Origin of the sequence: Psychrobacter sp. M13, from assembly GCF_030718935.1 — a bacterium.
Taxonomy (GTDB): Bacteria; Pseudomonadota; Gammaproteobacteria; order Pseudomonadales; family Moraxellaceae; genus Psychrobacter; species Psychrobacter immobilis_G.
In genome coordinates this window covers 1,698,566-1,713,474 of record NZ_CP132194.1, presented here as the reverse complement: position 1 = coordinate 1,713,474, position 14,909 = coordinate 1,698,566, and the positions used below count along the sequence as shown (strand labels likewise).

Genomic DNA, 14,909 nt, shown 5'->3' with positions numbered 1-14,909 from the left:
AGTGATTGTTTATATTAATTGTAAATATCTAAGTTTAACTTAATGAGTTGATATCTCAGGCTTGGCCATTGAGCGCCATAACATCTCAAACAAAGTATCAAAATCTGTGTTAATAGCTCTATCGGTTTTACGCAGAATGTGCATAATGCCTAGACGATTGATAAATCCCATAAATACATCAAAGAGTATGTACAAAGGGACTTTATCATTCAAAACGCCTCGATTTTGACCATCTGCCAGCACACTCAAAAACGCATCAATGAGCTCTTTATTCTCATAAATAGCAATATTGTGAAAGCGTGATACTGAGACAGTAGATAGCACCATAACCGCGTCGGGTTGAGTGTCTACAAAGTCTAAGCACACCCACAGCGTTTTTCGCAAGCGATCCTTGACACTATCAATCCCTTGCAGATGATCCATAATCCTCGTCGCCAGCCTACCTAATACGATATCCATAATAGTATAAAGCACCGTTTGCTTATCACCAAAATACTTATAGAGCGTTTGCAGCGATACGTTTGCCGTGCTGGCGATTTGTATCATGGTCACTTCGCTGGCATCACTGGTAGCAAACAGTTGGCGTACTGCTTTTTCTATTTTATCTAAGGTGGCTGGCCGCATATCTGCTAGCGGCGCTAAGTGTTGAGAAGTCTTCGTACTGTTGTCTTGATGGATCACTTTTTGATTGACTATTTTAACTGTCATTACCGTTTGCTCCCTTATTAATTTGCTTAAATTAAAGTCACTTTATTTATTTAATCTACTATATTTATATAGGGTAATAAAAATTACCATTTTTATAAAATTAATTGAATGATGACTTTTGATAATCTAGTATAGGTTTTATAAGTTATTATTTACATGGGTTTAAACCACCAATAAAAGGGTAATATAAATTACCATTTATTGTAACCATTAACAAAGCTTTAATTTTTGCACTTCATGGATTAAATAAAATCAAGGATAGATAATATGAGTATTAACGCATTTGCAGCAAAATGGATGACCGAAGAGCACGAAATGGTATATGACAGTGCTCTAAAAATGTTCCAAAGCTGGGAAGACAGAGACGAAGGATGGCGCGAAAACGGCATGATTGATCGTGATGCTTGGGAAGAGGCTGGCGAGATGGGCTTTTTATGTGCATCAATACCAGAAGAATATGGCGGCGGCGGTGGCGACTTTGGTCATGAAGCTGCTATTTTATTAGCGCAAGCGCAAGCGAACCAAGCAGGGTATGGCGGTATGGTGCATTCAGGTATTGTAGCGCCCTATATCTATAAGCTTGGCACAGAAGAGCAGAAAAAATCATTGCTACCTAAAATGGCAACGGGCGAATACGTTGGCGCTATTGCGATGACGGAACCTGGTACAGGGTCTGACTTACAAGCCATCAAGACCTTTGCTAAAAAGGATGGTGATGACTATATCATCAATGGCTCAAAGACCTTTATCACTAACGGTCAGCATGCCAATATTGTGCTATTAGCTTGTAAGACAGACCGCGACAAAGGTGCTCATGGCGTCTCTCTTATCCTCGTTGAAACGGATGGTTTAGAAGGTTTCTCACGTGGTCGCAACCTTAAAAAGACGGGCCTTGCTGGTCAAGATACCTCAGAGCTATTCTTTAGTAATGTCCGTGTGCCACAGAAAAACGTACTCGGCGGTATGGAAGGTCTAGGCTTTATGCACATGATGCAAGAGTTGCCACAAGAGCGCCTGATTATTGCTCTAAGTGGCTGCGGCGCTATGAAACTGGCTTTAGAGCTGACACTCGATTATGTCAAACAACGTGAAGCCTTTGGCAAGCCGATTTGGAAGTTCCAAAACACGCGCTTTAAGCTCGCTGAGGTACAAGCGGACTATTTAGCAGTAAAAGCCTTGTGCGATTCAGCAGTGGAGGCGCAAATAGAAGGTAAACTTGACGCCGCGCAAGCCTCGCTCATTAAGTACTGGGTAACTGAAAAACAGTGCAAAACTATGGATGAGTGCTTACAGCTATTCGGTGGTTACGGTTATATGTCAGAATATCCAATCGCTCGTATGTATGCTGATGCTCGCGTACAAAAAATCTACGGTGGCACTAATGAGATAATGAAAGAGCTAGCCTCGCGCTTTATGTAATTTCTATAATCGAGATAGAGCTATATATTTTTAATATTAAACATAAATTGAGAAGGATACGTCTTTCTCAATATCATATAATTTAGCACTTATCAAAAATATTAAAGGGATTTTTATGACTGAGACCGCTTATATCTATGACAGTATTCGTACCCCGCGTGGTAAAGGCAAAAAGGACGGCTCTTTATACCAAGCATCGCCTATATGGCTGGTTCGTGGTTTATTAAAAGAGATGGAGCAGCGTCATAACCTAGACACTAGCTTGGTAGATGACGTGGTACTTGGCTGCGTCACTCCAGTAGGCGAGCAGGGTTCTGACATTGCTCGTACTGCGGTTCTCGATGCTGGCTGGGCACAGAGCGCCGCAGGCTTAACGTTATCTCGATTCTGTGCTTCAGGTCTTGAGTCTATTAATCTTGCTGCGGCCAAAGTCATGTCGGGCATGGAGGATTTAGTCGTCGCAGGTGGCGTCGAGTCAATGAGCCGCGTGCCTATGGGATCTGATGGCGGTGCATGGTACATGGATCCACGAGTCAACGCGGCTACTGCCTTTGTACCACAAGGGGTTGGCGCTGATACTATAGCCACGCTAAAAGGCTTTAGTCGCAGCGATGTTGACGCGTTCGCTACTGAATCACATCGCCGCGCTGCCAACGCTTGGGAGCAGGGCTATAATGATAAATCAGTTGTGCCCGTCACAGACATTAACGGCATGTTGTTATTGGATAAAGACGAAACCATTCGTCCAAATACTACGGTTGAGACGTTAGCAGGGCTGAATCCTTCTTTTATTATGCCTGGTCAGATGGGTTTTAATAGCGTCATCTTGGATAAATACACCACTATCGAAAAAGTAAACCACGTCCATCATGCAGGTAATTCATCGGGTATCGTTGACGGTGCGGCGATATGCTTAGTTGGTAGTGCTGCTGCTGGCAAAAAAGCGGGCCTTAAACCGCGTGCCAAGATTACTATGGCCTCGGTTATTGGTTCAGAACCAGCCATCATGCTGACTGGTCCCACGCCTGCTTGCCAAAAAGCGCTAGATAAAGCGGGTATGAAAGCCTCTGATATTGATCTGTGGGAGATCAACGAAGCCTTTGCTGCGGTTCCTATGAACACCGCTCATGACTTAGGTATCTCGCTTGATATCGTCAACGTCAATGGTGGCGCTATTGCTATGGGTCATCCGCTAGGTGCTACGGGTGCTATGCTAATGACTACGGTTTTAGATGAGCTGGAGCGCCGTGACCTCAAAACCGCTATGCTGACGTTGTGCGTCGGTGGTGGTATGGGTATTGCGACTATCATTGAGCGAGTATAACTCCTCTATTTACCAAAATGAAAATGATAACTTTGAGATCATTTAAAGGATAAAAAATGACTACAAATACAGACAGCATTGACGCTATAAACAATTTAGCCAATTTTTTAGCGCAGCGTGATGATGACGGTATCGTCACCGTCACTATCGATCAAAGCGATCGAAAAATGAACGTTATCGGCGATGGGTTTACCGAAGCTTTTGCCGCTATGGCGGGCAGTTTTATTAACGATGAGTCTGCTAAAGGTCTCATCTTAACCTCAGCAAAAGACAGCTTCGTGGTTGGCGCGGATATCGATCAGCTCTCTAACATTGAAACCGCTGAGCAGGCTTTTGATCTGGTCGAAGACCTAAAAGCTAGTTTACGTAAACTTGAAACCTCAGGTAAACCTGTAGTCGCTGCCATGACAGGAACGGCATTGGGCGGCGGGCTTGAGCTGGCACTAGCCTGTCACTACCGTATAGCGATTGACTCTCCAAAGACTAAGCTCGGTCTGCCAGAAGTTAAGCTAGGATTATTGCCGGGTGGCGGTGGTACTCAGCGCCTGCCAAGGCTCGTCGGTATTCAAAAAGCGCTTGAGCTGATGACGCAAGGGGTTGAGCTAAGAGCTAAAGCGGCATTAGATATCGGTCTGATTGATGCGATAGCTACCGATAAAGATGATATGTTAGCGCAAGCAAAAGAGTGGATCAAAGCCAATTGCAGCGCGCAACAACCTTGGGATAAAAAAGGCTTTAAAATCCCAGGTGGTAACAGTATGCATCCTAAAGTGGTGCAAGTGTTCTCTATCGCGCCTGCCATGGCCAATCAAAAGTCGCATGGTAACTATCCTGCGATTACCCATATCATGTCTAGCGTCTTTGAAGGCTGTATCGTCGATATCGATACCGGTCTTGAGCTTGAGTCGCGCTTTTTTGCCGCTTGTGTGTTATCGCCCGAATCTAGAAACATGATCAACACCCTTTGGACGCAGCTTAATAGCATCAAAAAGGGCCAGTCTCGTCCTGATGGCATTGAGCGCTACAAAACCAAAAAAGTAGGCATCTTAGGCGCGGGTATGATGGGCGCAGGTATTGCCTACGTTAGCGCTAAAGCAGGACTAGAGGTCGTATTGCTTGATACCGAACTAGCGGGTGCTGAAAAAGGCAAAGCGTACTCTATTAATCTGTTGGACAAAGCCATCAGTCGCAAACGCTCAAATGAGGACAAGAAACAAGCGCTACTAGATCGTATCAAGCCGACCGTCTCTTATGATGATCTAGCAGACTGCGATCTAATTATTGAAGCGGTGTTCGAAAATCGTGAAATCAAAGCCAAGTGTACTCAGCAGTCTGAAGCCGTGATTCCAGAATCAGCGGTTTATGCGTCTAACACCTCAACCTTGCCTATCACTGGATTGGCCCAAGCGAGCAAACGTCCACAGCAATTTATTGGTTTACATTTCTTCTCGCCCGTCGACAAGATGCCTCTGGTTGAAATCATTGTGGGCGAAAAGACCGACGATGACACCTTAGCCAAAGCTTTTGATTATGTATTGCAAATCGGCAAAACCCCAATCGTCGTTAATGACAGTCGCGGGTTTTATACTTCACGCGTATTCGGCACTTATGTGTCAGAAGGCGTCACCATGTTAGGCGAGGGCGTACATCCGCGCAGTATCGAAGTTGCTGGTATGAAAACCGGCATGCCTATGCCGCCACTAGCGCTACAAGATGAGGTGTCACTAAGCTTAGCCTTGCTTGTGAGCGAGCAGCAGCAAAAGGATATGGAAGCGGAGGGTAAAACCATGGCGATGCGCCCGTCGTACAATATCCTCAAAACTTTAGTCAAAGAGCATGACCGTGAAGGTAAAAAGAACGGTAAAGGCTTTTATGAGTATCCCGATAAAGGCGATAAGCACTTATGGCCTGAGCTGGTGAACTTATATCCAACCGCCCCAGAGCAGCCAAGCCAAGAGGATTTAGTGGACCGTTTGATGTTCATTCAAGCTAACGAGTCGGCTAAATGTTTTGAAGAAAACGTCGTGCGCTCAGTGGCGGATACCAATATCGGCTCTATCTTTGGTTGGGGTTTTGCGCCGCATCAAGGCGGTACATTGCAGTTTATTAACTCTATGGGTGTCGAGCAGTTTGTGGCCCGTAGTCGTCAGCTTGCCAAGCAATATGGCGAGCGTTTTGAGCCAGCTAACATCTTGGTAGAGATGGCTTCAAGTGGCAAGGAGTTTGTAGATGGCTAATAATGATAGTTTACATCCATCAGCTATTAGTCAAATGAGCGATTGCTTACAAGGATTGCGCATCATAGATTTGACGCGCAATCTGCCGGGGCCTTTTGCCACGCGTTTGCTTGCTGATTTGGGCGCTGAAATTATAAAAATCGAGCCCAAAGGCGGTGATCCCGCTCGCGCTTTGGGTGGATTGTTTGACGCCTTGAACCACGGTAAAACTATCGAAAAGGTTGATTTTCGTGATGACAAGGGCATAGCGTCAGTCAAGACGTACCTTAAGAATGCTGATGTCATGCTCGATAGCTTTCGTCCTGGAGTGCTAAAGGGTATGGGTTTAGACGCCCAAACCTTGCATGCGATAAACCCAAAGCTGGTCATCGTCTCGATTACCGGCTATGGCATGGTTGATGACAACGACGTGACTCATGACTGGGCAGACAAAGCCGGTCACGATATCAACTTTATGGCGATGAGTGGCGTACTTGATCAGCTAAAGACTGCTAAGGGCGAGCAAGCTATGCCCAACGTCCAGTTTGCAGACTTGGCAGGCGGTAGTGATACCGCAGTGATTGCCTTGTTAGCAGCGGTTTTTGCCGCGCAGCGTACGGGTAAAGGCCGGCATGTCGCAGTCAGCATGACGCATAGCTTATACAATCACATGATTATGCCCAAGGCGACAGGCACGCTAGTTAAGAGCTTCTCAGGACAGAATCCACCGCCTCAACATGACTTTTTGGGTGGACTGCTACCTTGCTATTGCTTATATAAAACTTTGGATAATCGTTACATGGCAGTAGGGTCACTAGAGCTGAAGTTCTGGCAAGGGTTATGTGAAGTGTTAGAGCTGCCTGAGCTCAAAGACGCGCATTGGCAGCGCGGTGTGATGCCGAACCTATCTGCTAGCAAAGAGGCCGCCGCCAAAGTCACTAAAAGGTTTGCTAGTCAACCACTCACACATTGGCAAGATCTATTTGCAGCAGCAGATGTCTGCGTGACGCCTGTACTAACCTTAGAGGAGGCAAAAGCACATCCATTATTTGCTCATCAGGATAACCATCAAGCGACATCAGGTTGGCAGAGGGTTAGCTAATAGCAGTGTGAGTTATATGGTCTTAAACAGTCAATGATGTTAAAGCATGGCACGACTGAGATTATTGCTAAAGATTAAAAAAGCCGCTATAAAAGTATAGTGGCTTTTTTAATGTTCAACAGACCCTAATCACCAGCGTTTTTGACTCGGTTGATTTGCTGATGATAGACGCTCAGCGGATTGGTCTCGTGCCCTAGCCATCAAACCTACTATTTTTACAGAATTTCATATTCAGACTTGCCGAGTAATGTCGAATACCCTTATGATGGTGATATTTTGTCAATGAATGTATGACTGCCTCATCGCTTACAATGAATCTAAAAACTCTATTTTGCCCAATAAACAAAAGATGACTCCAATGACCAAAAACTTCTCTCAAACAGCGGCTTTCATCTGGTCTGTCGCTGACCTATTGCGCGGCGACTTTAAGCAATCTCAATACGGTCGCATCATCTTGCCCTTTACACTACTGCGCCGCCTAGAGTGCGTGTTAGAAGAGCACAAGGCCAATGTCGTCACCGAAAGCCTGCGCATCGCTGAGATGGGTCTATCGGAGGAAGCACAAGAGAAGTTCTTGATACGCGCCAGCAAGCGACCGTTCTACAATATCTCGCCGATGGATCTGAGCAAGATGGGTCAAAGCGATATAAAAGACAACTTAAATACTTACGTGCAATCCTTCTCTAAAGATGCGCGTGAGATATTTGAACATTTCAAGTTTGAAGAGTTTGTCGGGCAACTTGCAGATGCTAATTTACTGTATAAAGTGGTGCAGAAATTCGCCAATACCGATCTAAGCCCTGAGGCTATATCTAATCACGAAATGGGCTTTGTGTTTGAAGAGCTGATTCGCCGCTTTGCTGAAAGCTCAAATGAGACGGCAGGCGAGCATTTTACCCCGCGTGATATCGTTCGCTTGACTACGTCACTGGTGTTTATGGAGGATGATAGTGTTCTGAGCAAGGAAGGCATCATTCGCACGATATATGATCCGACAGCGGGCACTGGCGGCTTTTTGTCCTCGGGTATGGAATACGTGCTAGAGCTAAACCCTGACGCGGTGATGCGTACCTACGGGCAAGAGCTAAACCCTGAGTCCTACGCTATCTGTAAAGCCGATATGCTGATCAAAGGACAAGAGGTCAATAACATCAAGTTGGGCAATACCTTATCCAGTGATCAGTTGGCAGGCGAGAAGTTTGACTATATGTTGTCCAATCCGCCATTCGGGGTAGACTGGAAAAAGATATCAGGCGAGATCAAAGACGAGCACGATCAAAAAGGCTTTGACGGTCGCTTTGGGGCTGGCTTGCCACGGGTGTCTGATGGCTCGCTGTTATTCCTCATGCATCTGCTAAGCAAGATGCGTCCTATCGTTAGTAACGAGCTGGCTAGTGAGCAAGAGACGGATAACAGAAGCACGCAAAACACCAATCAAACCAATAATCAAGGCAGCCGTATCGGTATTATTCTCAATGGGTCACCGCTATTCACGGGCGGTGCGGGGAGCGGTGAAAGTGAGATTCGCCGTTATATCTTGGAGGCTGACTTATTAGAAGCCATCATCGCCTTGCCAAACGATATGTTCTATAACACCGGCATTGCGACCTATATCTGGATATTAAGCAATAAGAAAGCGGATGAGCGCCGTGGCAAGGTGCAATTAATCGACGGTAGCAATCTATATAGCAAGATGCGTAAATCACTCGGCTCCAAGCGTAATGAGATGAGTGAAGATGATGCCAAGATCATTATTCGCAGCTTCGGTGACTTTGAAGTGGTAGACGCGCGTGTATTAGATAAGCCTGAAGAGGTAAAGTCGAACCGTGGTCGCCAATCTGCCAATCCGACCAATGCTCCTGCCAAAACCTTTGCCAGTAAGATATTTGCCACTCATGAGTTTGGCTATCGCCGTATCACGATTGAGCGTCCGCTACGTCTGTCTGCGCAGTTATCCGACGCGGCTATCGAAACCCTACGTTATGCTTCTAAACCGTTTGATATGGTCATGCCAGCGTTATATGAAGCTTTTGGTAGTCACTGGACGACTGATAGTGACAGCAATGACAGTAGTAAAAGCTACGGCGACTTATCAGCAGTCGCCTTAGAAGCACGGGCAATGATTAAGGCAGACTTTAGCGAGCTGAAAGAAAAGCAAATCAAAGATGTGCTTGATCCTAAGGTTTGGCAAGATCAGCTCGCGATTATGACTAAAGCCAAAGCCTTGCAAGCGGTCATTCAAAAAGAGCATGGCACGAGCCAGTTCGATGATTTCAATGCGTTTGAAAAAGTGTTTAAGCAAGCGTTAAACGACGCTGATGCCAGTTTAGATATTAGTCTTGACGCCAAAGAGAAAAAGCAGATCATAGACGCTATCACTTGGAAAAATCCTGAAGCAGAACCCGTCATCAAAAAAGCGGTTAAGGTTGCCAATCCGATTTATGGTGCATTTAGTTATACTGACCCTGCCAGCAAGACCAAAATAGTCGAGTTCCAAACCGATAGCGACTTACGTGATTACGAAAACGTACCGCTCAATCCTGAGGTGACAACTACTGAGCTGATCGAAAATTACTTTGTCCGTGAAGTACAGCCGCATGTGCCTGATGCGTGGATAAATAGCGAAAAGACTGATGCTATCGATGAAGAGATTGGCATTGTGGGCTTTGAGATACCGTTTAACCGTCATTTCTATGTGTATGAGCCACCGCGTCCGCTTGCTGATATCGATGCAGACTTGGATGCTGTTAGCACTGAGATTATGCAATTATTGGGTGAGGTGCATTCGTAATGGCGAAGTATCAACAGTATGATGAGTATAAAGATTCGGGTATTGAGTGGTTGGGGGATATTCCTAATAGTTGGGGCGTTACTCATTTGAAGTTTGTAGCTTCTATAGTTGGTAGGATTGGATTTCGTGGTTATACAGTTGATGACATAGTTGATGAAGGACAAGGAGCTATAGTATTAAGTCCTTCTAATGTAGATAATGACCAGTTTTCTTTAGAAAAAAAATCTTATCTAAGCTGGGCTAAGTATTTTGAGTCTCCTGAGATTATGGTGGAAGAGAATGATATTTTACTAGTTAAAACTGGTTCTACTTTTGGGAAGTCAACAATTGTTAGAGAGGTTGGAGAGCCTATGACAATTAATCCACAAATGGTGTTAATAAAGAAATCTAGTATAGATTCTAGATTTCTGAGCTATTTGTTTAATTCTTCTTTAATTAAAGCCAAAATTGAAGTAAGTAATACCGGTAGTGGAATGCCTACCATGACGCAGGAAAATATAAATAACTTTCCAATTCCTTTGCCTGCTACAAAAATTGATATCAAAATCGCCAACTTCCTCGACCATGAAACCGCTCAAATCGATACTTTAATCGAAAAACAGCAAACCCTTATCCAACTGTTAAAAGAAAAGCGCCAAGCGGTGATTAGTCATGCGGTGACTAAAGGCTTAAACCCTGATGCACCGATGAAAGATTCAGGCGTTGAATGGTTGGGAGATGTGCCTGAGCATTGGGTAGTAACTAAATTCAGTCATTGTGCTCAAATAAGAAATGGGTTGGTTGATCCTAAAGCTCCTAATTTTAAAAACTTAGTTTTATATGCGCCCAATCATATTGAAAAGGGTACAGGTAAGATTGTCTATAAAGAGACAGCCGAAGAACAAGGTGCAGATAGTAGCAAGTATCTTTGCTATAAAGGGGAAGTAATCTATAGCAAGATAAGACCTGCATTAGCAAAGGTAGCTATTTGCGAAGAAGAAACCGCGTTGTGTAGTGCCGATATGTACCCAATAAATGCAGTAAATGGATTGGATAATCGTTTCTTATACTTTTTTATGCTGTCAGATAACTTTACAAAAGCAGCAATTTTAGACTCTGACAGAGTTGCAATGCCTAAGATAAATAGAGAGTCTCTAAGTGACTATAGACTACCTGTACCCCTAGTTATTGAACAGATGGAAATATGCAGATTTATAGCCGATCAAAACACTAAGCTTGAAGAGCTAGAATCTAAAGCAATTAAAGCCATTCAACTCATGCAAGAACGCCGCACGGCTTTAATATCTGCTGCGGTTACGGGTAAGATTGATGTTCGGGGTTGGCGGGCGGCTGATGTTTTGTAGGGTGCGTTTCACGCACCATCAAGGTTATTACAATAATCAATCATTGCTTAAAAAGCACCCTACGTATGTTCTAAAGAATTCATAATTATGAGTTTTTTTAGGATACGTTCCACGCACCATTAAGGTTGTTAAAATTGATAATTATTACTCAAAAATATCCGACACTTAATACGGGAATCTAAAGCAATGCCGCGCTATATTCGATCATATACCAAAGGCGCGACTTATTTCTTTACACTAGTTGCTTATGATAGACGACCTATATTTTGTGAAAGAGATTTCCTGCAAGCTTTTAGAGAAAGCATCAAACAAGTTCAACAGCAATATCCATTTGAGATAATCGCTTGGATTCAGCTTCCTGACCACCTGCATTGTATTTGGAAAATGTCGACGGACGGCACAAATTATAGTCAGTGCTGGTCGCGTATAAAACGCTTAACGACGCAAGCCTGTCCGCAATATCATTTACCTCATGAAAGTCTGAGTCAGTCGAGCATAGACAGAAACGAGAAAGGCCTATGGCAGCGTCGTTTTCATGAACACCAAATAAACAGCGAAGAAGATTTTATAAAGCACATCGACTATATACATTATAATCCTGTAAAGCATGGTCTGGTTGAAAGAGCAGCTGATTGGAATCATTCTAGCTTTCATCGCTATGTAAAAAGTGGTTTTTATTCAGCAGATTGGGGCGAGAGTATCATTGAGTTTTCAGCAGATTTTATAGAAGGTTTAGAGTGACGATAATGGTGCTTAAAAAGCACCCTACGTAGGTTCTAAAGAATTCATAATTATGAGTTTTTGTAGGGTGCATTCCATGCACCGTTAAGGTTGTTAGAAAATTCTATTTAAAGAATTTTCCTTGCAAGTCTTGAGGAGGAATAGGCAAAGCACTGCTTTGTCCGACGCAAGACAAGAGCTATGCTCGCAGTTAGCAGTGCTTTGTTTTAACGACTTTCAGGTGCTTAAAAAGTACCCTACAAATAACAAAACAATAAAAGGAGTTATATGATGAAAGCAGTTACCGTAGCAGCTCTATTGGCATCAATGGCCGTGACCACCATCGCCCAAGCACAGACCTATAAATGGGAAGATGATTTTTGCAGTATGAAAGGTGACTTTGACAGTAATAAATATACTGCTAAGCAAATCGAAAACTCATATTTTGTGCTAGAGAGCTTAACAAGATCAAATCTAGATAGCTTTTTTCCACCGATGGATATTGACGCGCTAGACAAGTTATCGATGAAAGACTTAGACAAGCTTACTGAAGAATATATAAAAGTTAAGAATAATATTGAACGACTTGATGTGGTGCCTGAAGCAAAAGGTTATAAGCAAGAGTTGGTCAAGTCTATTGACGGCGAATACAAACAAAATAAATTGACGATTTTGGGATATCTGAATCCCAGTGAGGCACTCAAGCAAAGCTCGCAAATGTGTAAAACTTATATTGAGCCGTTATTAAAGAATGAAACGGCTGTGCAAAATAGATGGAAGCAGTTTGTTGAAGAGCAAATTCAAAAACAAGCAGATATCACAGACGATGGTGGCAAGTATTACCGCAGTTTGGCTACCAAGCGCTATCAGGAAGAAAAAGCCAGCAACCCTACTAAGTACGCCAAGATAAACTTGGTTACTTTTGGTTTTGGTAACTGCGTGAATGAGCAGGTCTATCATGCTGACTCTGATGTGGTATTTAAAAATCAGCAAAAACTGAATAAAGCGTTATTCGGTAAAAGCTTTAAGCAGATGTGCGATGAGCCGTAAAACTTGGATTACGTTTTTTAATGAAGTCGAATAAACCGTGCAAGTATGCCGCACCGCTCTAATATCTGCTGCTGTTACGGGTAAGATTGATGTGAGGGACTGGCGGGCGTCTGATAGTAAGTAATAAAACGCTTTACAATATCAATAATAAGAATTAACATTTGTAAGATTTTAATACCTTTACTAAATAATCATGGATTAACCAAAGGATTCTATTTATGAAAAAAACCATAGCCATGCTTATGATGAGTGCCGTAAGCCTATCAGGTTGTGCAGTAATGGATGCGATAGATGCGTCTAATGAACGTGTGCAAAATAGAGCCTTAGATACTATTTATCCTACTCATGCAGAACGTGACGCCATACTCAAACGCGCCGCTACCGAAAGTGTCGTTGATAAAAACATCATCGGTAATACTTGGCTGCAAGTCAGTGTAGATGACAAAGGCAGAACGTACTTTGTCGATACTAGCGTTAGAAATACTAAAAATACGGCCACATCAGAGGTCAAAGTGCTCAATGTTGACCAAAGCTATAAGATTGCCACTTATCAGTTTTTTTGTTATCAAGGCTATGGACGTAAACTATTCGGTAATAGCTATACCGCTGACCATCAAAAGAAATTTCAGCTGATTGGTTTTGGTCCTGGTGAAGACTATGACAGAAGGCCTCATTCTTTTGAAGAACCATATGCCAAAGCCATTTGCGCCCTTGGTGGATTCTCACGCGATGCGACTTAGTCTTTAACGCATAAAAAGCCCCTAGTCTTATGATCCAATCGCATGGATTGGTAAAACTAGGGGAGTTGTTGCTTTTGATTGTATTTAACTTCACTAACTAAATCAATTTTATAAATATCTATAGTATAAATTCAAATTAATTCGTGGGTTAGCACCCACGCTACGAGCTAAAATCAACTGGCTAAGCTTGCTCATCAACCAGTGCTTGTGCAAGCTCTGGTATTCTATCAGCATATCTTAGACATTGAGCATATTCGCCACTACTGAAGGTCTCATCGAGTTTATAATCGGCTTTATGGCGCTTGGTTAGAAAATTAGTAAATTGCAAAGATAGCATTTTAGCTGTTTTACTATCTGTTAGCTCTGCTATCTCTTCAAATACAAGAAAGACTCTATTATGAGAACCCGTATTCTTAAATGAGCCGTCTCTACTCATATCGTACTGAGGAAAGTTGTCCCTAATAACTGTTAACATGGTCGAGTAGATCAAATAGTAATGACGATTGATACAGGCTCTTTGAATGGCTTCTTCTGTGATATTTTTGGGATTAGGAAACAATTGATCTATAGCTTGTTTCAAATCTTTTATAGTTACGCTCAAACTAAAATCCCTTGCTGTCTATTTATCTCAAACTCTGACAACTCATCATCTTCAAAAGGCAAAAAATTATAGACGATACGTTTATAATCTTTAAAAGATAACTCACTATCAATCAACTTATCAGTGTACTTATCATGGATAACAAAACAGTCGTCAATATCAATATTTGGTATTTTTTCATCTACGATTAAGAATGTACCTACTTCGTTATGCTGAAGATTCATCTTGATTTTACTTATACCAAAGTAGCATGAATTTAGAGCCCTAGTTGCTATAGATGAAACGGTTATAAAGTCTTTAATATTGACTTTTGATTGTTCTAGCATAGAAGCTTCTTCATCTAATCTCTTTAAAGTACTATAACCTAAGCTTATTATCGCTTTATATTTATCATTAGGATCTTTAAATAGAGATAAACCTTTTGATAAAGTATTTTTATCTAGTGTTATAGATGAATCTATAATTAATCTATTTAAGGCGTGCGCATTAAAATTATCTTCCTGTAAGTTTGTTAAGGCTAACGTCATAGCCTGTTCGAACTGTCCAGCACTAGATAAAATAGTAGTATAGTCGTTGCAAGCGACTACCTTATCGAATCGGTAAGATTTTTCTGCATAATCAACCGCTTTGTCGAGTTTACCCTGCAAAAAGTATACTAAAGCTTCCATCAGAAAGCCTTCAGCAGGATTGCTTTTACGTAAGGCTTGAGCATCTCTTAACCAACGACTAAATCTAATATTATCAGGATTGATCATCCCCTCAAAAGATATCAGAAAGTCATAGACTTCGTTAAGCTTAGACTGTGCTTGAGGTGTGGTCATATATTGGTATACCTATATAAGTAAAAGTATATTACCATTGGTAGTAATCTTAGTAAATGCTAATGATGTTAGCG

12 protein-coding genes are annotated in these 14,909 nt (G+C 42.6%); 9 read left to right on the top strand and 3 right to left on the bottom strand.

Going from position 1 to position 14,909, the window contains the following annotated elements; translation table 11 throughout:
- Nucleotides 1-39 precede the first annotated feature (39 nt).
- Nucleotides 40-708, bottom strand: coding sequence for a TetR/AcrR family transcriptional regulator (locus tag Q9G97_RS07140; protein ID WP_305898234.1), 669 nt, complete (start codon nucleotides 706-708; stop codon nucleotides 40-42).
- A 267-nt stretch (nucleotides 709-975) separates the two neighbouring features.
- Between Q9G97_RS07140 and Q9G97_RS07135 the strand changes: the two genes are divergently transcribed.
- The 9 genes from Q9G97_RS07135 to Q9G97_RS07095 all read left to right on the top strand — a co-directional run bounded on the left by Q9G97_RS07135 (nucleotide 976) and on the right by Q9G97_RS07095 (nucleotide 13,413).
- Nucleotides 976-2,127 carry an acyl-CoA dehydrogenase family protein gene (locus Q9G97_RS07135; protein ID WP_201573458.1) on the top strand — a complete coding sequence of 384 codons (1,152 nt, stop codon included), beginning with the start codon at nucleotides 976-978 and terminating at the stop codon, nucleotides 2,125-2,127.
- Nucleotides 2,128-2,242: 115 nt separating this feature from the next.
- The gene (locus Q9G97_RS07130; RefSeq protein WP_201573457.1) at nucleotides 2,243-3,451 is read left to right on the top strand and encodes an acetyl-CoA C-acetyltransferase; all 1,209 of its coding nucleotides are present in this window, start codon (nucleotides 2,243-2,245) and stop codon (nucleotides 3,449-3,451) included.
- 56 nt (nucleotides 3,452-3,507) lie between these two features.
- The gene (locus Q9G97_RS07125) at nucleotides 3,508-5,688 is read left to right on the top strand and encodes a 3-hydroxyacyl-CoA dehydrogenase NAD-binding domain-containing protein (RefSeq protein ID WP_305898233.1); all 2,181 of its coding nucleotides are present in this window, start codon (nucleotides 3,508-3,510) and stop codon (nucleotides 5,686-5,688) included.
- Nucleotides 5,681-6,769 carry a CaiB/BaiF CoA-transferase family protein gene (locus tag Q9G97_RS07120; RefSeq protein ID WP_305898232.1) on the top strand — a complete coding sequence of 363 codons (1,089 nt, stop codon included), beginning with the start codon at nucleotides 5,681-5,683 and terminating at the stop codon, nucleotides 6,767-6,769. The genes Q9G97_RS07125 and Q9G97_RS07120 overlap by 8 nt, the downstream gene beginning before the upstream one ends.
- A gap of 358 nt (nucleotides 6,770-7,127) precedes the next feature.
- Nucleotides 7,128-9,560 (top strand): class I SAM-dependent DNA methyltransferase, encoded by a 2,433-nt coding sequence (locus Q9G97_RS07115; RefSeq protein WP_305898231.1) that lies wholly within the window; start codon nucleotides 7,128-7,130, stop codon nucleotides 9,558-9,560.
- On the top strand, nucleotides 9,560-10,903 hold the full coding sequence (locus Q9G97_RS07110) for a restriction endonuclease subunit S (protein ID WP_305898230.1): 1,344 nt from the start codon (nucleotides 9,560-9,562) through the stop codon (nucleotides 10,901-10,903). Before Q9G97_RS07115 ends, Q9G97_RS07110 begins: the two co-directional genes overlap by 1 nt.
- Before the next feature lie 186 nt (nucleotides 10,904-11,089).
- Nucleotides 11,090-11,644, top strand: a complete 555-nt coding sequence (locus Q9G97_RS07105; protein WP_305898229.1) for a transposase — start codon at nucleotides 11,090-11,092, stop codon at nucleotides 11,642-11,644.
- 267 nt (nucleotides 11,645-11,911) lie between these two features.
- Complete coding sequence (locus Q9G97_RS07100) at nucleotides 11,912-12,673, top strand: hypothetical protein (RefSeq protein ID WP_305898228.1); 762 nt, start codon at nucleotides 11,912-11,914, stop codon at nucleotides 12,671-12,673.
- Between the two features lie 218 nt (nucleotides 12,674-12,891).
- Nucleotides 12,892-13,413 (top strand): hypothetical protein, encoded by a 522-nt coding sequence (locus Q9G97_RS07095; protein WP_305898227.1) that lies wholly within the window; start codon nucleotides 12,892-12,894, stop codon nucleotides 13,411-13,413.
- Nucleotides 13,414-13,594: 181 nt separating this feature from the next.
- On the opposite strand, the gene Q9G97_RS07090 is transcribed toward Q9G97_RS07095, so the two are convergent.
- Both Q9G97_RS07090 and Q9G97_RS07085 read right to left on the bottom strand, forming a co-directional pair.
- The gene (locus tag Q9G97_RS07090; protein ID WP_305898226.1) at nucleotides 13,595-14,014 is read right to left on the bottom strand and encodes a hypothetical protein; all 420 of its coding nucleotides are present in this window, start codon (nucleotides 14,012-14,014) and stop codon (nucleotides 13,595-13,597) included.
- Entirely contained in the window at nucleotides 14,011-14,835 is an 825-nt protein-coding gene (locus Q9G97_RS07085) for a M48 family metallopeptidase (RefSeq protein ID WP_305898225.1), read from the bottom strand. The genes Q9G97_RS07090 and Q9G97_RS07085 overlap by 4 nt, the downstream gene beginning before the upstream one ends.
- Nucleotides 14,836-14,909 lie beyond the last annotated feature (74 nt).